Origin of the sequence: Hymenobacter siberiensis, assembly GCF_018967845.1 — a bacterium.
Lineage (GTDB): Bacteria > Bacteroidota > Bacteroidia > Cytophagales > Hymenobacteraceae > Hymenobacter > Hymenobacter siberiensis.
The window spans coordinates 3,402,955-3,425,351 of record NZ_JAHLZZ010000001.1 but is presented as its reverse complement, the minus strand read 5'-3'; the positions used below and the strand labels follow the sequence as shown (position 1 = coordinate 3,425,351).

Below are 22,397 nucleotides of genomic sequence, written 5' to 3'. Positions count from 1 at the left end.
ATTTTTAAAAGAATTGGGGCTGCAAGTTACCAAAAACTTGCGTTACAGAAGGTTTAAAGGCATTTTTGGAAAAATTCCAGCACATCTTAAAATCGAAAAAACGTTTGCTCAAATTCGGCGACTTTTTGTCGATATTTAAGTAGGAAGTAGTTTAAAAATCATATTAATTTTGTGAGCTATGTATTGTTTAATAAGTCTTTAACTGGTGTGGTGGCATGCCTACCAACCGGGTGCGCAATGCAAACGATTCGGATATGGTGCGCATAACGCGTTGGAATGAGGCTTTTTTAAAGATTTTTCAGCAAAAAATAAGTTTAAAAGGCCCGTATTTTTTGGGTGTGTGTTTACTCATCGGGGGTGTGTAGTTACTCATTAGGTGCGTTTTTGGGGTGCCGTGTGCTTTCCTTTGTCCTGGGCTGCCGCGGGCAAAAAAACAGCGGCTGGGCAAGTGCCCGAAGGCTCGGGGCGCGGTCGGCAATTCCGGATTAACCACCTTTGCCCTTACCACATTTCGGTATGGCTCGGCTGATAATGGTACTGTTGTTCGTTAATTACCGCAGTAATTGCCTTGCCGGGCCATATTCTCCTAGCTAATTTTGGCTTTTCCTTAGAAAATGAAAAAGCACCTACCATTACTCGCGTTGTTGCTGGCCGGTACCGTAACCGGTGCCACGGCCCAGTCCCGGCCTGGCTCGCGCAAGCCGGCCCCCAAGCCCGCGCCCGGTGCCCGTGGAGTGGTGAAGCCGCCGCCGGTGTACACGCCCATCACCACCCAGCGTGTCAGCGATACCGAGGACGCGCCGACGCCCCTGGTCGTGAGCAAGATGAAGCTGAAGAAGCCTGTGCTGGTGTATTATGAGGAGCCGGCCCCCGGCAAATCGGTGCAGCAGCTCATCCTGTCCGAAGAAAACCTGGGCCTGCTCAAAACCCTGGACCTGGAGCACCTCATGGCCCGCCGCGAAATATTTGTGGATGGTCTGGGCAACCTGACCCTGCCGGGGAGCGACGTGGCCAAATTCCGGCTGCTGGGTACCAGCGCCGTGGCCGAAACCACGCGCCGCCCCGCCGGCGATGGCCGCAGCTTCTTCTCCCGCCTGAAAGTGCCGTCGCCGGGCGTGTTGTACGTGGTGCGCGAGTCGGCCGAAGAATACCGGCATTTTGTGAAAGGCCCCCAGAAGAAGGGCGCGCTGCTCGACTTCCAGGCCAACGGCCTGCCGGGCGTCGATTCGGTGCGGGCCGTGTACACGCTGCGCAAAACGGATTCATCTGAACGCGGCGCCGGCAGCGGCGAAACCATTCGATAACTGATGAGCCAACGATTCTTGCTGAAACGCCCGGCGCTGCTGGCCAGTGTCCTGGCCTTGGCGTGGGGAACTGCCAACGCCCAGGTTATCCTGAAAATAACCCAGGTGCCGGCTGCCACGCCGCCCCGGGATTCCCTCTTCGTGGCGGGCTCTTTCAATGACTGGAACCCCCGCAGCCCCCGCTATGTCCTGCAGAAGCAAGCCGACGGCACGTACCAAATCAGCCTGCCGCCCAGCCTGGGCAGCATCGAATACAAGTTTACCCGCGGCAGCTGGCCAACGGTGGAGGTAGACGGCAAAAACCAGCAGATTGCCAACCGCAAAGCTGACCTGACCATGGCCCGCGAAATCGCCAGTCAGGTGCTGGCCTGGGACGACCAGAGCGGCGCAGTAGCGGCTCCCAAAAAGCATACTGCTACGCCGCAGGTACGCCTGCTGTCTGCCGCGTTTGCCATGCCGCAGCTGGGGCGGCAGCGGCGCATCTGGCTGTACCTGCCCGCCGACTACGTGGCCAACCCCGCCCGGCGCTACCCCGTGCTATACCTGCACGATGGCCAGAACGTATTCGACGACGCCACCAGCTTCGGCGGCGAGTGGGGCGTAGACGAAACCCTCGACCGTCTGCGCCAGGCCGGCCAGGATGCCACCGGCAGCATTGTGGTGGCCGTGGACAACGGCGACCAGTTCCGGTCCGACGAGTACATTCCCTGGCCCAGCGCCGCGCTCAAAGACCAGCCCCACCCGGGTGGCCAGGGCGGAGCCTACGTCGACTTTCTGGCCCTCACGCTCAAGCCTTATATCGACGCGCACTACCGCACCCGGCCCGAGGCGGCGCACACCGGCATCGCCGGCTCCAGCCTGGGCGGGCTGATATCGGTGTACGCAGCCCTGAAATACCCGAAGGTTTTCGGGGAAGTAGGGGCGTTTTCGCCGGCCTTCTGGGTCTGCAACGACTCGTTGCGAGCCTATGCCAAAACCCACCCGGCGGCGCGCACGGCGCGCTTCTATTTCGTGTGCGGCCCGAAGGAATCAGAAACCATGCTGCCCCTGATGGCGCAGTGGCGCGACGAGCTGCGGGCCGAGGGTGTGCCGGCGGCCAACCTGGCTTTTTCGGCTCCGGCCGATGGCCAGCACCGGGAATGGTTCTGGCGGCGGGAGTTTCCAGCGGCTTATCGGTTTCTGTTTAGTTCGGCGGTGAAAACCAGAGACTTTGCGCCGCATAAATAGTGATATGGGGGTGCTCATGATGGTTGGGGTGGTTGTGAAATTGGTGGCGTTTGCAACAACCAGTTGACAGGCTCGTATAGTTTTTTGTCTGCGGTTGCCGGAGTTTTAAAAATGCAGCCTTATCTTTGCGTCGCGTTTCAAGAAAAGCGCTTGCTCAACATGAATTCACATCGTACTTCCCAGGCTTGGTGGTGGCAGCTCCGAAACATCGGACCGGCCTGCCTGTGCGCCTAGTGAAGTCATCCTGATTTTGCTATTAGTCACAAAAAGCCCGGCCCACAGCCGGGCTTTTTTTGTTTCTGTTTTTCTCTGAGGCAACCCATCCGCCTCATTTGCTCCCTTTTGAATCTCGTGCCTTACCAACTCATCACCCGCTCCCGCCGCCTGCTCGCCGATACTGTGACGCCCGTGGGCCTGTTTCTGCGGTTGCGCGACCAGTACGCCAACTGCCTGCTGCTGGAAAGCGCCGACTACCACGGCCAGCAAAACGCCTTCAGCTACCTGGTGTGCGAGCCGCTGGCCACGTTTGAGCTGCGGCGCGGCGGGGTGCTGCGCCAGCTGCTACCCGGCGCGCCCGAAACCATCGAAACCCTGGCCCACCCGCGTGAGGCGCTGGGCCGGCTGCGTGACTTTGCCGCCGCCGGCACGCCCGATGCGGCATCGGCCAAGCTGCCCTTCATCAATACCGGCCTGTTTGGCTACATGGGCTACGAGGCCGTGCAAAGCTTCGAAGACGTGCAGCTGGACCCGGCGAAAGTGCCGGCCGGCGATATTCCGCTGATTCGCTACGGCGTGTACCGTTATGTTATTGCCTTCAACCACTTCCGGCAGGAGCTGCATTTGTTTGAGCACAGCGTGGCCGGTGAAGCCCCGGTAGAGAATGACGGCCTCGACCGCCTCGAAAACCTGGTGCGCCACCCGAGCGTGCCCGCGTTCGATTTTGCCACGGTAGGCGAGGAGCAGACCAACCAGACCGACGAGGAATTTCTGGCCCGCCTCACCCAGGGCCAGGCCCACTGCCTGCGCGGCGACGTGTTTCAGATTGTGCTGTCGCGCCGGTTTCAGCAGGGCTTTTCGGGCGATGAGTTCAATGTGTACCGCGCCTTGCGGTCCATCAACCCCTCGCCCTACCTGTTTTATTTCGACTACGGCGACTACAAAATCTTCGGCTCCTCGCCCGAAGCGCAGGTACTGGTGCAGGGCCGCGAGGCCACGCTGTTCCCCATCGCGGGCACCTACCGCCGCACCGGCGACGACGCCGCCGATGCCGCCGCCGCCCAGCGCCTGGCCGCCGACCCCAAAGAAAACGCCGAGCACGTAATGCTGGTGGACCTGGCCCGCAATGACCTTGCCCGCCACGGCACCAAAGTAGAAGTGCGCACGCTGCGCGAAATCCAGTTCTACTCGCACGTCATTCACCTTGTGAGCAAAGTCACGGCCGAACTGGCCGAGGGCACCGATACCCTGCAAGTGGTGGCCGATACCTTCCCAGCCGGCACGCTCTCCGGCGCCCCCAAGTTCCGCGCCCTCCAACTCATTGATGGACTGGAGCCTACCGCGCGCGGCTACTATGGCGGCTGCCTGGGCCACCTGGGTTTCGATGGCAGCTTCAACCACGCCATCATGATTCGCTCGTTTCTGAGCACCGGCAATCAGCTTTATTTCCAGGCCGGCGCGGGCGTGGTGGCGGCATCAAAAGTGCAGTCGGAGCTGGAGGAGGTGCACCACAAGCTGGGCGCGCTGCGGGCCGCCCTGAAAGCGGCAGCGGAGGTGCGGTAGTCATATTAGAACGTCATGTCGAGCGCAGCCGAGACATCTCGCGTGCTATCACTAACTCAGTAGTTGCAACGAAGCGGGCGAGATGTCTCGGCTGCCCTCGACATGACGGTCCTTCTCAAGTTCAAAGTCAAATGAAAATCCTCGTTCTCGATAACTACGACTCCTTCACCTACAACCTGGTGCACCTGCTGCGCGACCTCGGCCACGGCCCCAACCTGACGGTTACGCGCAACGACCAGCTCACCCTCGAAGCCGTAGACGCTTACGATGCCATTCTGCTTTCGCCCGGCCCCGGCATTCCGCTGGAGGCGGGCCTGATGCCGGCCATCATTCAGAAATACGCGCCCACCAAGCGCATTCTGGGCGTGTGCCTGGGCCATCAGGGCCTGGCCGAAAGCTTTGGCGCGGAGCTATACAACATCCCCGCCGTGCTGCACGGCGTAGCCAACGAAGCCGAAGTGACGGTGCCCGGTGAACGCCTGTTCGCGGGCCTGCCGACGCGGTTTCAGGTGGGGCGCTACCATTCGTGGGCGGTGCGGCCCGAGTCGATGCCCGCGACGCTGGAAGTAACGGCCCGCGACGCCAACGGCGAAGTGCTGGCCTTCCGCCACCGCGAGTACGACGTGCGCGGCGTGCAGTTCCATCCCGAAAGCATCCTCACCGAGCACGGCGCGCAAATGCTGGAAAACTGGCTGAAGTAGGGGCGGGGCTTGTCCCCGCCCGGATATCTGGCCCGTTGAAAAAGCGGCTTCCATAATAATACAATCAAAAACAAACCCGTTCAACGACGGGCGGGGACAAGCCCCGCACCCTACCTCAACTTGAAACAGATTCTCACTAAGCTTTTCGACCACCAGCCCCTGACGCATGCCGAGGCCCACGCCGCTATGCGCCAGCTGGGCGAGGGCGGGGCCAACCCGGCCGAAACGGCGGCGTTCCTGGCCGTGTACCGCATGCGGCCCATCACGGTGGTCGAGCTGGCCGGCTTCCGCCAAGCCTTGCTCGACCTCAGCCGCGACCCCGAGTTGGGCACGCACGAATTGGTGGACATTGTGGGCACGGGTGGCGATGGTAAGAACACGCTCAACATCTCCACGCTGGCCTGTTTCATTGTGGCCGGGGCGGGCACGCTGGTGGCCAAGCACGGCAATTTCGGCGTGTCGTCGGTGTCGGGCGCTTCGAATGTGCTGGCACATTTTGGCTACAATTTCGAAGCCAGCTCCGACCAGCTGCGGCGGCAGCACGACCGCGCAGGCATCTGCTTTCTGCACGCGCCGGCTTTTCATCCGGCCATGCGGCACGCGGGGCCAATCCGGCGCGAGTTGGGCCTGCGCACCTTCTTCAACATCCTCGGCCCGCTGGTGAACCCGGCCCGGCCGGCGGCTCAGCTGCTGGGTGTGTTCAGCCTGGAGCTGCAACGCATCTATCACTACCTCATGCAGCCCACCGGCGCACGTTACGCCGTGGTGCACGCCCTTGATGGCTACGACGAGCTGGCCCTCACCGGCCTGGCCAAAGTGGTGTCGTCGTTCGAAGGCGAGCGCCTCTTTACCGCCGACACGCTGGGCTTGCCCGCTTGCACCGCCGGCGACCTGGCCGGTGGTAGCACCGTAGCCGCTTCGGCCGAGCTGTTCAAGCACGTCCTCGACGGGTACGGCACAGCCGCCCAACGCAACGTAACCACCGCAAACGCCGCCCTGGCCCTGCAGTGCGCTCGCCCCGGCCTGGGCTGGGAAGAGGCCCTGGGCCTCAGCCGCGAGTCACTGGACTCGGGCGCGGCCCGGCGGGCGTTTGAAACCATGTTAAATACTCAATAAATTTTCTGCATGGCGCGAAGCAAATCCTGCGCGCTGTTGTTTTTCAAGTCATGTCTCAATCAACGATTCTCGATACCATCGTCGCCTACAAGCGCAAGGAAGTAGCCAGCCGCCGTGAGCTGGTACCCACCAAGCTGCTCGAAACCAGCTTGTATTTCAACTCGCAGCCGCTGTCGCTGCGGAAGTACCTGCTGCGCGAAGGCGGCAGCGGGCTCATTGCAGAGTTTAAGCGCAAGTCGCCCTCCAAGGGCTGGATAAACCAGTATGCGCCGGTAGAGCGCACCACGCTGGGCTACATGCAGGCTGGGGCGGCGGCCCTGTCCATCCTCACCGATACCGAATTCTTTGGTGGCAAAAATGAGGATTTGACCACGGCGCGCAAATTCAATTTCTGCCCCATTCTGCGCAAGGACTTTGTGGTGGATGAGTACCAGATTCTCGAAGCCAAGGGCATGGGGGCCGATGCCGTACTGCTGATTGCGGCCGTGCTCACGCCCCAGGAAATCGATTCGCTGGGCCGTCTGGCCCGTTCGCTGGGCCTCGAAGTGCTGCTCGAAGTGCACGATGGCGAAGAGCTGGCCCGCTCGGCTAATACCGAAGCCGTGAACCTTATCGGCGTGAACAACCGCAACCTGCACGACTTCAGCCTGAGCCTCGATACGTCGATGACCTTGGCCGAAGCCATTCCGAATGAGTTCGTGAAGGTGTCGGAGAGCGGTATTTCGACTGCCACGGCCATTGGCCAGCTGCGCGAGGTGGGCTACCGGGGCTTCCTGTTGGGCGAGGCTTTTATGCGCCACGCCCGGCCCGAGCGGGCCTGCGCCGCATTGGTGCAGGAAATCGCCGCGCTGTCGAAAATCGAATCGGTTGTTGCCTAGTTGTCGGATATGAAAACGCCCCGCCCCAACCTGCCTGCGCTGGCCCTGGCCGCCGGTGTGCCCGGTGCCACGGCCCCCGAGCCAGCGGCTGCCGCTCCGGCGCGGTTGCTGGTGAAGGTGTGCGGCATGCGCGACGCGGCCGCACTGGCTGCAATCGCCGCGTTGGGGCCGGATTTCCTGGGGTTCATCTTCGCACCCAAATCGCCCCGCTTTGTGGGCGACGTGCTGGCCCCCGAGCTGGTGCGGGCCCTGCCGCCCACCATTTGGAAAGTAGGGGTGTTTGTGAATGAAACCACTGAAAACATCCTTGCCACGGCGCACCGCTTTAGCCTTGCCGCCGTGCAGCTGCACGGAAAAGAAACTCCCGCCCAGTGCGAGGAGCTAAACGAGGCCGGCCTGCTGGTAATGAAGGCATTTTCGGTAGGGGAGGCGGTCGATTTTAACGCGTTGCTGCCCTACGTACCGTATTGCGACTTCTTTCTTTTTGATACAAAAGGGGCTGCGCCCGGCGGCAACGGGGCCATTTTCGACTGGAATTTGTTATTAGCCTACAACCTGCCCGTGCCCTATTTTCTGGCCGGCGGGCTGGGCCTGGAACACGCCGCCGAGCTGGCGGCGCTGCGCCTGCCCGGCCTGGTTGGGGTTGACCTTAACAGCAGCTTCGAAACCGCGCCGGGCGTGAAAGATGTCGGGCGGCTGGGCGAAATGCTAAGGGCATTGCATTTGAACCGTGTAAACGAATAAAAAAGAAAGCCATGCTTCCGCAAGCTCAGCATGACAAGCCGATACAAATCAAAACAGAAACTGATATGACCCCCACAATCTCCTATCAAAAGCCCACGGCCCGCGGCTACTACGGCCAGTTCGGCGGCGCATTCGTGCCCGAAATGCTTTATCCCAACGTGGAGGAGCTGCGCACGCAATACCTGGAAATCATGGCCGAGCCGGATTTTCAAATCGAGATGCAGGCGCTGCTGCGCGACTACGTGGGTCGGCCCACGCCGTTGTTTGAGGCCAAACGCTTGTCGGCCAAGTACAACACGCGCATTTTTCTCAAGCGCGAGGACCTTTGCCACACCGGCGCCCACAAAATCAACAACACCGTGGGGCAGATTCTGCTGGCCAAGCGGTTGGGTAAAACGCGCATCATCGCCGAAACCGGGGCCGGGCAGCACGGCGTGGCCACCGCCACCGTGTGCGCCCTGATGGGCCTGCCCTGCGTGGTGTACATGGGCGCGGTCGACATCGAGCGCCAGGCACCCAACGTAGCCCGCATGCGCCTGCTCGGGGCCGAGGTGCGTCGCGCCGAAAGCGGCAGCCAGACCCTGAAAGACGCCACCAACGAGGCCATCCGCGACTGGATTGCCAACCCGATTGATACCCACTACATCATCGGCTCGGTGGTGGGCCCGCACCCGTACCCCGATTTGGTGGCCCGGCTGCAGGCCGTTATCAGCGAAGAGATGCGGAAGCAGCTATTGGAAAAAACCGGCTCCGAGCTGCCCGATTTTGTGGTGGCCTGCGTAGGCGGCGGCTCCAACGCGGCCGGCGCGTTCTACCACTTCCTGGATGAGCCCTCGGTGCGCCTGATTGCGGTGGAAGCGGCCGGACACGGCATCAATTCCGGCCACTCGGCGGCCACGTCGGTGCTGGGCACGCCGGGCATCATCCACGGCAGCCGCACCCTGCTGATGCAGGACAAGCACGGCCAGATTACCGAGCCCTACTCGCTGAGCGCGGGCCTCGACTACCCCGGCATCGGTCCGCTGCACGCCTATTTGGGTGAAGTAGGCCGGTCCGAGTTCATTGCCATCACCGACGACGACGCGCTGGCGGCCGTGAGCGAATGCAGCCGCCTCGAAGGCATCATCCCGGCCCTGGAAACGGCCCACGCGCTGGCTGCCCTTGGCCAGCTGGGGGCGGGCCCGGACGATATAGTGGTGGTGAACCTGTCGGGTCGCGGCGATAAGGACCTCGATACCTACCTCAAGAATATGGATAAGCTCGTTTAAAAATTTTAGCCTGCAGAGGGCGCGGAGGGTTGCGCAGAAGACGCTGAACGTTCTGCGACTTCTGCGCAACCCTCCGCGCCCTCCGCGAGAAACCAACTCATGAACCGAATAGCCAACGCCTTCGCGAGCAAAACCAACCTGCTCAATACCTATTTCACCGCCGGCTACCCCAGCCTGCACGACACTATTCCGCTGGCCAAAGCCCTGGTTGAGGCCGGGGCCGACATCCTCGAAATCGGGATGCCGTTCTCCGACCCGCTGGCCGATGGCCCGGTCATCCAGGGCAGCAGCTCGGTGGCGCTGGCTAATGGCATGAGCATCCCTGTGCTGTTCGAGCAGTTGCAGGGCTTGCGCGCCGCCGTGCCCGAAACGCCGGTATTTCTCATGGGCTACCTCAACCCGGTGATGCAGTTTGGGGTGGAAGAGTTCTGCCGCCAGGCGGCCGCCGTGGGCGTCGATGGCGTCATTCTGCCCGACCTGCCGCTTGCTGAGTACGAAGAGTTCTACCTGGAAACCTTCAAAAAGCACGGCCTGAAAGCAGTTTTCCTCATCACGCCGCAAACTTCAGCGGAACGGATTCGCCACCTCGATAGCCTCTCCGACGCCTTCCTCTACCTCGTGTCGGGCCCTGGCACCACCGGCGGCACTACCCAGCCCGATGCCGTGACCCAGGCCCAGTATTTCGAGCGCATTACCGCGCTGAAGCTGCGCAACCCCCGCCTCATTGGCTTCGGCATTGCCGATAAAGCTGGTTTCGACCGCGCCTGCGAGCATGCTGAGGGGGCCATCATCGGCTCGGCCCTCATCCGCGCGCTGGAGGATGTGGACGATGCGCCGGCCGCCGCCGGGCGCTTTGTGCGGGGCATTAAGGCGTAACCTCACCCCCCGGCCCCTGCCGGGCACGGCCCCTCTCCTTATGGGAGAGGGGGAGCCAGACGATTTCACTTAACGAGATTTATAATGACCGCGCCGCCGTGGCTCCCCCTCTCCCAAAGGAGAGGGGGCCGGGGGGTGAGGTGACCCCCGAAACGATGATAATCCAACTCGAAAAAAATGCCTCGGTAGCCACCATTACCGAGCACCTGAAGCAGCAGGGCTACAAAGCCACCGAAGTCACTACCCAGCACGCCCATTACCTGGTGGCGATTGGGAAGAAGGAGTTCGACATTCGCACCATCGGCCAGCTGCCGGGCGTGCGCGACGTGCACCGCGTGAGCGACGACTACAAGCTCGTGAGCCGCAAATGGCGCGTGAAGCCCACCGTGCTCGACCTCGGCGACGGCGTGAGTATCGGCGGCAGCTCGCTGGCCATCTGCGCCGGCCCGTGCAGCATCGAGAGCGAAGCCCAGATGGAAAAGGTGATGGACCACCTCGTAGCCAACGGCGTGCGCCTGATGCGCGGCGGCGTATTCAAGCCCCGCTCGTCGCCCTATGCCTTTCGCGGTCTGGGCCTCGAAGGCCTGCGCGATTTCCACCGCATGGCCCGGGCGCGCGGCCTCAAAATCGTGACTGAGGTGATGCAGGTATCGCAGGTAGAGGAAATGTACGATTTCGTGGACGTGTTCCAGGTGGGTGCCCGCAACACCCAGAACTTCAACCTGCTCGATGCCTTGGGCGGCGTGGATAAGCCGGTACTGCTGAAGCGGGGTATCTCGGGCTCGATTGAAGAATTGCTGTCCTCAGCCGAATATGTGTTTTCGGGCGGTAACGAGAAGCTTATTCTTTGTGAGCGCGGCATTCGCACGTTTGAAACGGCCAGCCGCAATACGCTGGATTTGAACGCCGTGCCTATTCTCAAAGCCAAGAGCCACCTGCCCGTGATTGTGGACCCCTCACACGGCATCGGCATTCGCGAGTACGTGCCCACGATGGCGCTGGCCGGCGTAATGGCCGGGGCCGACGGCATCGTGTACGAGACGCACGAAACGCCCGAAACCGCCGCTTCGGATGGCGCGCAGACGCTGGATTTCGACGAGTCGGGCCGGCTGATTCGCAACCTGCGGCGCGTGTACCAGCTGCGCCAGGAGCTGGAGTAAAGAAAAATTAATGTAGGCAAATGCTTGCATTTCCAAAATCGGTTCTTAAATTCGTCTCACTCATGCGCCACCAACTCGTCAATTGCATTAACATCCTAATGACTGCCCCCAAACAGGGTGGGTACGGGCTGCGATTGGCGCTAACGGAAGACGAGGCATGAAACCCGAACTTCTCTAGAAACTTTCAAAAGCCCGAATCCGCCAGGATGTCGGGCTTTTTTTTCGCCCTGTTTTAACCACACTTTCCCCAATCGTTACGCTATGTTTACCACGCCCAACTCCGTCAGCCAGGACCAACTCATTTGGAAAATGTTGTTTGACCGCCAGACCGCGCTGCTGCATCGGCGGGCGGCCCCGGCTTTCAGCCAGGGCCTGGCCCGGTTGGGTTTGCGGCGCGAGGCCATCCCCGACATCCGGGAGCTGAGCGCCGTGGTGGAGGCCGAAACCGGCTGGCAGCTGGCCCCGGTGGGCCGGCCGTTCGAACCGGCCGCATTTTTCGCCCTCCTGGCCGAGCGGAAGTTCCCGATTGTGACGCGCATCCGGTCCATGCAGGCGTTCGATTTCAGTCCCGAGCCCGACTTGTTCCACGATTTGTTCGGGCATGTGCCCATGCTGCTCGATGAGGGCCTGGCCAACTTTCTGCACGAGTTGGGGCAAGCGTACATAGCCCAGCCCGCCGGCTCGCCGGCCCGCGAGCAGCTCTGGGCGCTCTACTTCTTCACGGCCGAGTTTGGCATGGTGCAGCACGAGGGCAAGCCGTGCCTCTACGGGGCGGGCCTGCTGTCGTCGGCTGGCGAAATCCACCACTGCGTGAACGAGTTCACCCCGCGCCCGGCCTTCGACCTTGCTACTGTATTGGGCACGCCCGTTACCGGTGCCCGCTACCAGAACCAGTATTTCATGCTGCCCGTCTGGGAGCAGCTGACCGAGTGCGTGGAGGAATTGGCGGGGATGCTGGCTGGAGTGCGGTAGTGGGAGCTGGATTTTCCAAAACATCATGCTTCGCTGCGCTCTGCATGATGTTCATTTTCTGTTCGTTATTAGCATAATAAGGAGCGTTAATACTCCCAGCCCAGCCGGCGGTACACGAAATGCAGCAGCCACAGCGGCCCGATAAGTAGAAACTGCAGGTCCTTGAGGAAGCTGGGTTTCTTGCCCTCCACCTTGTGGCCCCAGAACTGGCCCACCCAGGCCAGCGCGAAAATGATGAGGCAAATAGACCACAGCGGCAGCACCGCCGCACCCGCCACCACCCGCAGGGCCAGCGCCATGGCCACCCACACCAGCACCATGCCCAGGGCCAGCCGCCCGCTCAGCCGCACGTAGTAGAGCAGGGCCAGGGCCATGACCAGCGTGCCCCAGTTCAGCCACGGGCTGATGCGCTGCACGAAATCGGGTACGGGAATGGACCAAAGCAGGCCGATGAGTGAGAACATAATCAGCGGTACGCACACCCAGTGCACCAGCTTGTTGGTGGAGTTTTGGTGGCTTTCGCCGTATTCGGACAGCAGGGCGGTGAGCGGGGCCATGGGATGAAAGTAGCGCGGGCTTTTAGTCCGTGAGTGAGAAGGATGCCGGCGCGGACAAAAAGTCCGTGCTACAGGCCGGAATTCAAGCTCACCAAAGTAGCAAAAAAAACGCCTCCCCGAGCGGGGAGGCGTTTTCGTTTGATGCGAATAACTGCAGCTTAAGCTTTCAGCTTGAAGCGGCCGCGCAGGTAGTTCAGCGCCTGGCCGTGGGCTTTGGCAGCGTATTCCTTGTTGAATTTGGGGTTGGACGGGTTGGCGAAGGCGTGGTCGGCATCGTAGCTTTCGATGGTGACGCTTTTGCCGGCGGCCACCATGTCCTTCTTGAACTGGCCCACCACCTCGGGGTTAATCCACTTATCCTGGCTGGCGAAGATGCCCAGCACGTCGGTGTTCAGGGTTTTGAGCTTGGTCACGTCCTTTTCGGGCATGCCGTAGTACATCACGCAGCCCACGGTCTGCTTGCCGCCGAGCAGGGCTTCCTGCAGGCTCCAGCCGCCGCCGAAGCACCAGCCGATGCTGGCCAATTGGGCCTTGGGGCCAGCGTACATTTCCACCCCTTTGAGGATGGCCGTGGCGCGGTCGGTTTTCACCTCGCCCATATATTTGCCGGCTTCCTCGGGCGTGGTGGCAATTTTACCATCGTAGAGGTCGACGGCGATGACGTTGACACCGGGCATTTCGGCGGCGAAAGTGGCGGCTTCCTTCTTGATGTAATCGTTCAGGCCCCACCACTCGTGAATTACGAACAGGTACTTGTTGGAGGGCTTGGCGCTCTTGATTTCGAAGCCCTTGCCGGTGCTGCCATCGGGGGTTTTGAACTCAATCATTTTGCCTTCGCCTTTGAATTCGTAGGGCAGGGGCGCGTCGTGGCCGCCCGAAAAATCCTTATCGGCGGCGAGTTTGGCGAAAACCTCGGTGGCCGAAGCCGAGAGGTTGCCGGCTGGGCGGGCGCAGCAGCTGGCCATCTGTTGGGCCGAAGCCGAGAACGAGAGGCTGAACAGCGCCGCACCGAGGGTAAGAAACTTTTTCATTAGTTGGGGAGGAAAAATAGATTGAACTCATGTACCAACAGCTAATTGGCAAAATGTTCCCGTATCAAGCGACGAAGTTCGGGTAGTTCCCGGCTGGCCCGGCTGTGTAGGGTAGCTGAATGACTGGTAGCAAGGGCATTATCAGCTACAAGAATTAATTCGGCCGCTAGTTCCGGATAGGGGGTCGCCAGGCGTGCCGCAGCAGTAAGGGCATAGGCGCGAATGGCGACCGGCTCGCTGGGCGCATGCAGCAATGCCAGGCAGGTATCGAAGGCCAGGGCCTGCCACTCTGCGGGCACGGGCACGAATTGCAGCACCCGCGCCACGGCCCGCCGCACGGCCGGGTGTTGTCCGGGCGCGGGCTGGGCGGCGGCCAGCAGGCCCGGCAGGTGCGGCACCAGCCACCTGGGTCGGCGCTGGCCCACCCAGTCCAGTACATCGGCGGCCAGCTGGCGCTCGCGCTCCGCGCCGTACCAGAACAGCTGAAGCAACTCGGCCAGAGCCTTGGGGTGGGCGCAGGTGTAGTCGGCCAGCCGCTGAGTCTGGCGGGCCGAGTGTTCCCGCAGTAGCTCTTGGCGGAGGTTCACAGGGCCGAAATGTAGCACACGCTTCAGTCTGTGCCTGCCGGAACGACCAGCCGGGCACAAGCTAAAGCATGTGCTACATGATACCGGTCTGAATTGAAGCGCCCAACTCCGTGAGCAGCGCAAACAGCCCCACGTAAGTCCGGTTCAGGTATATGAAGTGCTCGGAGCCGCGTGGCTCGCGCTGCTTGCGCAGCTCGGGGTCGGCCATCAGGTCGTCGCCGAGGGCGTAGAGGGCGGCCATGTAGGCGGGGTCGCCGAAATCGAAAGTGGCCTGACGGAAGGGGCGGCCCACAAGCTCCAGCGACACGCGCATGGTGCGCATATACAGCGCCCGCATGGCCGGGGCATCGGTGGCGCGAAGCACGCCGCCTTGAGTGAGCAGGGCGGCGAGGCGGTTTTCGTCAGTAAAGGTTTCGGCGGCCAGCAGGTCTTTGAACAGCTGGTACACGTCCATCGGCACGTCTTTCACGCAGCCGAAATCGAGTACGCCGAGGGTGCCGCCGTTGTCGGCCCGCATCAGGAAATTGCCGGGGTGCGGGTCGGCGTGCAGCTGGTGCAGCTCGTTGAACTGAAACTGGTAGAAATCCCACAGCGCCTGGCCGATTTGGTTGCGGATTTCCTGCGATGGGTTGGTGGCCAGAAACTCCTTCAGGTGCTGGCCGGGGAGCCAGTCCATGGTCAGAATGCGGGCCGTGGAGAACTCCGGATAGTAGGTTGCGAACTCCAGGTTGTGTAATTCCTGGCATTTGGCGGCGATTTCCTGGCCGCGCCGCAGCTCCAGCTTGTAGTCGGTTTCTTCGAGCAGGCGCGTTTCTACTTCCTCCAGGTAGGGACGCACCTGAGCTTCGTTCAGGCCCATCACGCGCAGGGCAATGGGCTTAACGAGGCGGATATCGGACTTGATGCTGTCGGCCACGCCGGGGTATTGCACCTTCACAGCCAGCTCCTTCCCATCCTTGCGGGCAAAGTGCACCTGCCCGATGCTGGCCGCCTGCCGCGCCTCGGGCTCAAACGCATCGAATAATTGGTAAGGCGACTTCCCAAAAGCATCGCGGAAAGCCTTGGTTACCAGCGGGCCGGAGAGGGGCGGGGTCGAATACTGGGCTTTGGCAAACTGGTCGGCGTAGGCCGTGGGCAGCATGTTTTTCTCCATGGCCAGCATCTGGGCCACTTTCAACACGGAGCCTTTCATCTCGCTCAGCGTGCCGTAGAGCTCGGCGGCGTTGGCGGCATGCAGGCTTTCGGTGGTCGACTCTGCGCCAACGGCCTTTTTGGCGTAGTGCTTAATGTAGTTGGTGCCCACATTGAAGCCGGTTTTGGCAAAGCGGGCAGCACGGGCCACTTTGGTGGTCGGCAGGGAGGTTTGGGGTTCGTCCATCTGTGAGGTAAGCTTTAGCTTGCCGTGATGTATAGTGTAATGAGATACAAATAATTACAGCTGACGGCCCTGCGGTGCCAGCTAACGCTTACCTCACAAGCTACCGCCGCACCAGAAACCGCACGAAATCCACGGCCGCGTCCAGTGTATTGCGGCCCACCAAATTGAAGCTCAGGGTCACGGCTTTTTCCACGGCGGCGTCGGTGCGCTCGAAGTTCACGGTATCGTCTTTGGCAAAAAAGCCGAGTACAAATAGCACCTGCTGCCAGAAGAAGCGGGGGTAGCCCTCCTGTACTAGCGGGCGGTTGGCGATTTCGCCCGTTACGCGGCCATCGCGCAGCAAGTCGCTCACGAATAGCTCGAAATCCTGCCGGAAATCGTCGAGTACGCGGGGCGATAGCGCCGGGATGCGGTGCTGCGAGCGGCGCAGGCTCATCAGGGCGTAAGAGCGATTGCCCTTGAGGATTTCGAGCAGCGTGTAGTAGAAGGCCAGTAGCTTTTCGCGGCTGCCGTAGCCCTCCCACACGGGCTCGGAGGCGGCGGTTTCGCGCGCCTGCCGGCCGAAATCAGCCCATATCTCGCGGTCGATGGACTCGAAATTGGGGTAGTGCTGGTAGAATTCGGCTTCGGCCATGCCCAGCTGCTGGGTGAGCTTGAACACCGATTGCGGCGGGTGGCCTTCGTTGCGCACGAAGTCGAGATAGGCTTGTTTGATGCGGTCCTTTTCCATGCCGGTATAACCGCTTCGGGGGGGGTACGGTTCGGCCGTAGTGCGGACTTTTAGTCCGCGAGAGAACTTGTTGAAACTTGTTTCCTCGTGGACTAAAAGTCCGCGCTACGAAGCCGCAATGCGCGCCGCCCGAATGGCCTCCACAGCCCGCTCGCGCCCAAACTTGTGCTCTACTATCGGGGCCGGGTATTTCGAGGTTCCCACTTCGGGCACCCAGCGCTTCACGTACTTCATCTCGGGGTCTACTTTTTCGAGCTGACTCTCGGGGCTGTACACCCGGAACCAGGGGGCCGAGATGGCGCCGGTGCCGGCCATCCACTGCCAGTTGCCCACGTTATTGGCCATGTCGTAGTCGAGGAGCTTATCGGCGAAATACCGTTCGCCCCAGCGCCAGTCGATGAACAGGTGCTTGGTGAGAAAGCCGGCCACGGTCATACGCACGCGGTTGGGTAGGTAGCCGGTTTCGTTGAGCTCGCGCATGCCGGCATCTACCAGCGGGTAGCCGGTGCGGCCCTCGCACCAGGCCCGAAATTCGTCCTCGTTGTTGCGGTAGTCGATGTGCCGCATCTTGGGGTCGTAGCTCTCGGTGGCCGTGTTGGGGAAATGCCAGAGCAGCATCATAAAAAAGTCGCGCCAGATAATTTCGGCCAGCAGCTTTTGATTCAGGGCTTTGGCCTGGCGCAGCACCTCGCGCACACTCAGGGTTCCGAAGCGCAGGTTCAGCGATTCGCGGGTGGTGCCGTGCTCGTCGGCGGGCGTATTGCGGGTTTGGTGGTAGTGGCGCACAATGCTTTCCGCCGGCAGCTGCACCGGCGGGAAGTATTGCTCTTTGGGCTCGAACCCCATGCTTTCCAGCGTGGGCCGCTCACCGGCTTTGGCAGCAGAAACGTGGTGCAGATTTTCCCGCTTGAAATCGCCTTGCGAGCCGTAGGGCAGCAGCAGCTCATCCGTCAGCTTCGCGGTGTAGGCCTTCAAATAAGCGCCAAAAACCTTGGGCACCGTGCCCGATTTGGTCATAATCTCCTCCTTGGCGAAAATGACCTGGTCCTTGTATAAGTAGAAATCTGCTCCGTGCTTTTGCAGCAGCTCACCCACGGCGGCATCGCGCTTCGTGGCGTAAGGCTCGTAGTCCTCGTTGGTGTGCACGGCCGCCACTTCGAAGTCCTTAACTAGTTGCTCCAGCACCGCCAGCGGCGTGCCGTAGCGGGCCAGAAAAGTGCCGCCCGCCGCTTCGGTTTCCTTGGCCAGCTTCTCCACCTCATCAAAAATGAAGGTGAGCCGGGCATCGGCTTTTTCCGGCAGATGGTCGAGAATGTCCTTGTCGTAGATGAATAGCGGCAGCACCGGCAGGCCGCTGGCCAGCGCGGCCGCCAGCCCGGCATTGTCGTGAACGCGCAGGTCGCGCCGGTGCCAGAAAATGCAGATTTTCATAGTAGATGATTTGCGTATCGCCCTCCGCGTCAACCTCACCCCCTGACCCCCTCTTTTTTGGAGAGGGGGTCAGGGGGTGAGGTTGACGCGGAGGGCGGCGTCCAGAGAAAACTTACTTCAATTTCCCCATTCCGCCGTCCACGGCCAGCACCTGGCCGGTCACAAACGAGCTGTGGTCCGATAGCAGGAACGAGGCCGTGTAGGCCAAATCCTCGGGCTGGCCTATACGCTGCAAGGGGTGGCGCTTGCCACCGGCTTCCATCTTTTCGGGCGAGTTGAGCAGGGCGGCGGCCAGGGGCGTGTTGGTGAGCGAAGGGGCAATGCAGTTCACGCGCACGCCGGTGGCGGCGTACTCGGCGGCCAGGGCGCGGGTGAGGCCTTCCACGGCCGCCTTGGCGGTGGCAATACTGGCGTGGAAACTCATGCCCGTATCGGCCGCCACGGTGCTGAATAGTACGACGGAGGCCGTGCCTTCAGCCTTCTTCAGCCGCTTGATGGTGGCCTGAATTACGCGCACCGCGCCCAGCACGTTCAGGTCGAAATCGGCGGCGAAATCGGCCACCGGAATGCGCTCGAAGGGCCGCAGCTTGATGCTGCCGGGGCAGTATATCACGCCGTGCAGCACGTCGGGCAGGGCATCAAAGGTGTTGTCCACGGCCTGGGTGGCATCGTAGTCGAAATGGGTGGTTTGCAGGGCTTCCAGCTCGGGCGACTGGTGGCGCGAAGCGGTGAATAGGTTGGCTCCCAGGCCGTGCAGCAACGTGGCCGTGGCCAGGCCAATGCCGGAGGAGGCCCCGATGATGAGAATGTTTTTGTCGGAAAACTGCATGGTCCGCGAGATAATAAGTGAGTGCTGCCATAACGCTGTTTTGGCCTACTTGTTTGCCCGGGGCGGTGCCAAGGGCTGCATTTTGAGTGGTTTTACGGGCGTGAGTAGGTCCCCACGTACTCCGTCTTCGGGCCTGGGGGCGGGTGATTTCTGTGGATTGATATGTTTCGGTCGATTCGCAAGATTGCCCGGCACATTCATCATAGCCGATTATTTGGGATGCCAACGCGGACATGGCGCCGTGATTAATCAGGTAATAAATTGATAACATACCAGCTTCTCAACTGGTCTGGTGGCAATTGCAACAGGTGCAAACGATTGTTTAAAAAAATACACAGCCTTTGGCGTAGTTTCGCCGTATCCGCGCCAAATGGATTCCTGCTTCTATGAACATAACTAAACTTCTGGTCGCCAACCGTGGCGAAATTGCGATTCGCGTAATGCGCGCCTCCAACGAGCTCAATATTCCCACGGTGGCCGTGTACACCTACGAGGACCGATACTCGCAGCACCGCTACAAGGCCGACGAAGCCTATCAGATTGGCCGCGACGATGAGCCCCTGAAGCCCTACCTCGACATCGAGGGCATCATCCGCGTGGCCAAAGAGAACGGGGCCAATGCCATCCACCCCGGCTACGGCTTTCTCTCCGAAAACGCTACCCTTTCGCGCCGCTGCGCCGAAGAAGGCATCGTTTTCATCGGCCCCCGGCCAGAGGTGATGGAAGCTCTCGGCGACAAAGTGCGCGCCAAGGTCGTGGCCCAGCAGTGCCAGGTGCCCCAGATTGAAAGCAGCGAGGCCGATTTGGTCGACTTCGAAACTGCCCAGGCCGAGGCCCACCGCATTGGCTACCCCGTGATGCTGAAGGCGGCCAGCGGCGGCGGCGGGCGCGGCATGCGCATCATCCGCGACGATGAGCAGATGGAAAAGGGCTTTTTTGAGGCCCGCAACGAGGCGCTGAATGCCTTCGGCGACGACACGGTGTTCCTCGAAAAATTCGTGGAGCGCCCCAAGCATATCGAGATTCAGCTCGTGGGCGACCATTACGGCAACCTCGTGCACCTCTACGAGCGCGACTGCTCGGTGCAGCGCCGCTTCCAGAAAGTGGTGGAGGTAGCGCCCGCTATGGACCTGCCCGACCACCAGCGCCACCTTTTGTATGAGTATGCCCTGCGCATCGGCCGGGCCGTGGGCTACGACAACGTGGGCACCGTGGAATTTCTGGTAAACCCCGAGCACGACCGCATCTACTTCATCGAGGTGAACCCCCGCATTCAGGTGGAACACACGGTGACCGAGATGATTACGGGCGTGGATTTGATTAAAACCCAGATTTACATTGCCGCCGGCTTCAACCTGGCCGACCCCGAAATCGGCCTCGGGCCCGATGTGGTGCCGCTGCGCACGGGCTTCGCGGTGCAGTGCCGCGTAACCACCGAAAACCCGGCCAACGACTTCAAGCCCGACTACGGCACCATCGTGGCTTACCGCTCGGCCGGCGGCTTTGGCATCCGGCTCGATGAGGGCTCCGTGTACCAGGGCGCGGTGGTTTCGCCGTTTTTCGACTCGATGCTGGTCAAAATCTCGGCCCACGCCCCCACGCTGCACGGCGCGGCCCAGAAAATGCTGCGCGCCCTCGACGAGTTCCGGATTCGCGGCGTGAAAACCAACATTCCGTTCCTAAAGAATATCGTTGGCAACAAGGAGTTTCAGGAGGGCCACGCCACCGTCGATTTCATCAAGGACCACCCCGAGCTGTTTGAGTTCGAGAAGCGCCAGGACCGGGCTACGCGCCTGCTCGGCTTCATCGGCGATACGGTGGTGAACGGCAACCCCGATGTGCGCGACCTGCTCGACCCGCGCGCCAACCCGCGCCAGCCGCGCATTCCCGCCTTCGAGTACACCGCGCCCACCCCCGGCACCAAGCAGAAGCTCGACGAGCTGGGCCCCGAGAAGTTTGCCGAGTGGCTTCGCAACGAGCCCCTCATTCACTACACCGACACCACCCTGCGCGATGCTCACCAAAGCCTGCTGGCTACCCGCATGCGCACCTGGGACATGCTGAAAGTGGCCCGCGCCTACGCCCAGCAGCATCCCCAGACCTTCTCGCTCGAAGTCTGGGGCGGGGCCACGTTCGACGTGGCCCTGCGCTTCCTGCACGAAGACCCCTGGGAGCGCCTCGCCAAGCTGCGCGAAGCCATCCCAAACATCCTCCTGCAAATGCTCATTCGCGGGGCCAACGGCGTGGGCTACAAGGCATATCCGGACAACCTGACGGAGCGGTTCGTGATGCAGGCCGCCGAAACCGGCGTCGATGTGTTCCGCATTTTCGACTCGCTGAACTGGATGAAGGGGCTGGAGGCCTGCATCGGCTTCGTGCGCAACAAAACCGACCGGCTGGCCGAAGCCAGCATCTGCTACACCGGGGACATCATGGACCCGAACCGCACCAAATACACCCTCGACTACTACCTCAAGCTGGCCAAGCAGCTAGAGGATGCCGGGGCGCACATCCTCTGCATCAAGGACATGGCCGGGTTGCTGAAACCCTATGCCGCTACCGAGCTCATTGCCGGCCTGCGCGATACCGTGAAGCTGCCCATCCACCTGCACACCCACGACACCTCGTCGCTGCAGTCCGCCACCTACCTGCAAGCCGTGGAAGCCGGCGTCAACGTCATCGACGTGGCGATGGGCTCGCTCTCGGGCCTCACCTCGCAGCCCAACTTCAACTCGGTGGTCGAAATGCTGCGCCACACGCCGCGCCACCGCGAGTTCAACCAGCATTCTCTCAACGAGTTCAGTAACTACTGGGAGGCAGTGCGCGAGATGTATTATCCGTTTGAGTCGGGCCTGAAAGCCGGTACTTCGGAGGTTTTTCAGCACGAGATTCCGGGCGGGCAGTATTCCAACCTGCGCCCGCAGGCGGCCTCGCTGGGCCTGCTCGATAAGTTTGAGGAAGTGAAGCAGCGCTTCGCCGATGTGAACCAGATGTTTGGCGACATCGTGAAGGTGACGCCCAGCAGTAAAGTAGTGGGCGATATGGCCCTGTTTATGGTCAGCAACAGCCTCACGCCCCAGGACGTGATGGAAAAGGGCGAAACCCTGAACTTCCCGGAGTCGGTGCGCGAGCTGTTTCGCGGCGACATCGGCCAGCCCGAGGGCGGCTGGCCCGCCGAGCTGCAAAAGCTCATTCTCAAGAACGAAACGCCCTTCACCGACCGGCCCAACGAGCATCTGGCCCCGATTGACTTCGATGAGGAGTGGACGGCGTTTCAGGAGAAATTCCCCGGCGGCAAGTTCACCGATATGCTGTCGTCGCTGCTCTACCCCAAGGTATTTGAGGACTATTGGGCCTTCCGCCAGAAGTTCGGCAACGTGAGCAAGGTGCCCACTTCGGCCTTCTTCTACGGCCTGAAATCGGGGCAGGAAACCATCATTGAAATAGCCCGGGGCAAGTCGGTTATCGTGCGTCTGGAGTCGGTGGGCGACATCAACGAAGATGGCTGCCGCACCATCTTCTTCACCCTCAACGGCCAGACCCGCAACCTGCAGGTGCGCGACCAATCGGTGGAAGTCACCAAAATCAGCAACGCCAAAGCCGACAAGGCCAACCCGCACCAGCTGGGGGCCCCGTTGCAGGGCATGCTGAGCAAAGTGCTGGTGAAACCCGGCCAGGCCGTGCCCAAAAACACCCCGCTCTTCGTCATCGAAGCCATGAAGATGGAAACCACCATCACCGCCCCGCAAGACCTGACCGTGGCCGATGTGGTGCTGGCCGAAGGTGCCCGCGTGAGTGCCGATGACCTGGTCCTGACGCTGAACTAGCT

19 protein-coding genes are annotated in these 22,397 nt (G+C 61.3%); 12 read left to right on the top strand and 7 right to left on the bottom strand.

The features are described 5' to 3' along the window. The first annotated feature begins 614 nt into the window (after positions 1-614). The 11 genes from KQ661_RS14895 (at position 615) to KQ661_RS14845 (ending at position 12,025) form a co-directional block, all read left to right on the top strand. Positions 615-1,304, top strand: a complete 690-nt coding sequence (locus KQ661_RS14895; protein ID WP_216689104.1) for a hypothetical protein — start codon at positions 615-617, stop codon at positions 1,302-1,304. Positions 1,305-1,307: 3 nt separating this feature from the next. Next, a complete protein-coding gene (locus tag KQ661_RS14890; RefSeq protein WP_216727372.1) occupies positions 1,308-2,531 on the top strand; it encodes an alpha/beta hydrolase-fold protein in 1,224 nt (407 codons plus the stop codon). A gap of 351 nt (positions 2,532-2,882) precedes the next feature. After that, positions 2,883-4,310, top strand: a complete 1,428-nt coding sequence (locus KQ661_RS14885) for an anthranilate synthase component I family protein (protein WP_216726927.1) — start codon at positions 2,883-2,885, stop codon at positions 4,308-4,310. Between the two features lie 131 nt (positions 4,311-4,441). Continuing rightward, positions 4,442-5,011, top strand: a complete 570-nt coding sequence (locus KQ661_RS14880) for an anthranilate synthase component II (protein ID WP_216689101.1) — start codon at positions 4,442-4,444, stop codon at positions 5,009-5,011. Between the two features lie 120 nt (positions 5,012-5,131). Beyond that, positions 5,132-6,127: an anthranilate phosphoribosyltransferase gene (gene trpD, locus KQ661_RS14875; RefSeq protein WP_216727371.1), complete on the top strand. Its 996-nt coding sequence runs from the start codon at positions 5,132-5,134 to the stop codon at positions 6,125-6,127. 50 nt (positions 6,128-6,177) lie between these two features. Then, positions 6,178-7,005: an indole-3-glycerol phosphate synthase TrpC gene (trpC, locus tag KQ661_RS14870; RefSeq protein WP_216689099.1), complete on the top strand. Its 828-nt coding sequence runs from the start codon at positions 6,178-6,180 to the stop codon at positions 7,003-7,005. A gap of 9 nt (positions 7,006-7,014) precedes the next feature. Next, entirely contained in the window at positions 7,015-7,749 is a 735-nt protein-coding gene (locus KQ661_RS14865) for a phosphoribosylanthranilate isomerase (RefSeq protein ID WP_226915597.1), read from the top strand. 65 nt (positions 7,750-7,814) lie between these two features. Beyond that, on the top strand, positions 7,815-9,017 hold the full coding sequence (trpB, locus tag KQ661_RS14860) for a tryptophan synthase subunit beta (protein WP_216689098.1): 1,203 nt from the start codon (positions 7,815-7,817) through the stop codon (positions 9,015-9,017). Positions 9,018-9,116: 99 nt separating this feature from the next. Then, positions 9,117-9,893: a tryptophan synthase subunit alpha gene (gene trpA / locus KQ661_RS14855; RefSeq protein WP_216689097.1), complete on the top strand. Its 777-nt coding sequence runs from the start codon at positions 9,117-9,119 to the stop codon at positions 9,891-9,893. A gap of 155 nt (positions 9,894-10,048) precedes the next feature. After that, positions 10,049-11,053 carry a 3-deoxy-7-phosphoheptulonate synthase gene (aroF, locus tag KQ661_RS14850; RefSeq protein ID WP_216727370.1) on the top strand — a complete coding sequence of 335 codons (1,005 nt, stop codon included), beginning with the start codon at positions 10,049-10,051 and terminating at the stop codon, positions 11,051-11,053. 261 nt (positions 11,054-11,314) lie between these two features. After that, positions 11,315-12,025 (top strand): phenylalanine-4-hydroxylase, encoded by a 711-nt coding sequence (locus KQ661_RS14845; RefSeq protein ID WP_216689095.1) that lies wholly within the window; start codon positions 11,315-11,317, stop codon positions 12,023-12,025. Positions 12,026-12,111: 86 nt separating this feature from the next. Here the strand turns inward: KQ661_RS14845 and KQ661_RS14840 are convergent, their stop codons facing one another. The 7 genes from KQ661_RS14840 to KQ661_RS14810 form a co-directional block, all read right to left on the bottom strand. Continuing rightward, the gene (locus KQ661_RS14840) at positions 12,112-12,582 is read right to left on the bottom strand and encodes an Mpo1 family 2-hydroxy fatty acid dioxygenase (RefSeq protein ID WP_216727369.1); all 471 of its coding nucleotides are present in this window, start codon (positions 12,580-12,582) and stop codon (positions 12,112-12,114) included. 158 nt (positions 12,583-12,740) lie between these two features. After that, on the bottom strand, positions 12,741-13,613 hold the full coding sequence (locus KQ661_RS14835; RefSeq protein WP_216689093.1) for a dienelactone hydrolase family protein: 873 nt from the start codon (positions 13,611-13,613) through the stop codon (positions 12,741-12,743). Positions 13,614-13,654: 41 nt separating this feature from the next. Next, the gene (locus KQ661_RS14830; protein WP_216727368.1) at positions 13,655-14,200 is read right to left on the bottom strand and encodes a hypothetical protein; all 546 of its coding nucleotides are present in this window, start codon (positions 14,198-14,200) and stop codon (positions 13,655-13,657) included. A 73-nt stretch (positions 14,201-14,273) separates the two neighbouring features. Further along, positions 14,274-15,578 (bottom strand): ABC1 kinase family protein, encoded by a 1,305-nt coding sequence (locus KQ661_RS14825; protein ID WP_216689091.1) that lies wholly within the window; start codon positions 15,576-15,578, stop codon positions 14,274-14,276. A gap of 100 nt (positions 15,579-15,678) precedes the next feature. Next, the gene (locus KQ661_RS14820; RefSeq protein ID WP_216689090.1) at positions 15,679-16,308 is read right to left on the bottom strand and encodes a TetR family transcriptional regulator C-terminal domain-containing protein; all 630 of its coding nucleotides are present in this window, start codon (positions 16,306-16,308) and stop codon (positions 15,679-15,681) included. A gap of 105 nt (positions 16,309-16,413) precedes the next feature. Next, the gene (locus tag KQ661_RS14815) at positions 16,414-17,739 is read right to left on the bottom strand and encodes a cryptochrome/photolyase family protein (protein WP_216689089.1); all 1,326 of its coding nucleotides are present in this window, start codon (positions 17,737-17,739) and stop codon (positions 16,414-16,416) included. Positions 17,740-17,851: 112 nt separating this feature from the next. Continuing rightward, positions 17,852-18,568, bottom strand: coding sequence for an SDR family NAD(P)-dependent oxidoreductase (locus KQ661_RS14810; RefSeq protein ID WP_216689088.1), 717 nt, complete (start codon positions 18,566-18,568; stop codon positions 17,852-17,854). 386 nt (positions 18,569-18,954) lie between these two features. On the opposite strand from KQ661_RS14810, the gene KQ661_RS14805 reads away from it, so the two are divergent. After that, positions 18,955-22,395, top strand: a complete 3,441-nt coding sequence (locus KQ661_RS14805) for a pyruvate carboxylase (RefSeq protein ID WP_216727367.1) — start codon at positions 18,955-18,957, stop codon at positions 22,393-22,395. The last annotated feature ends 2 nt before the right edge of the window (positions 22,396-22,397 follow it).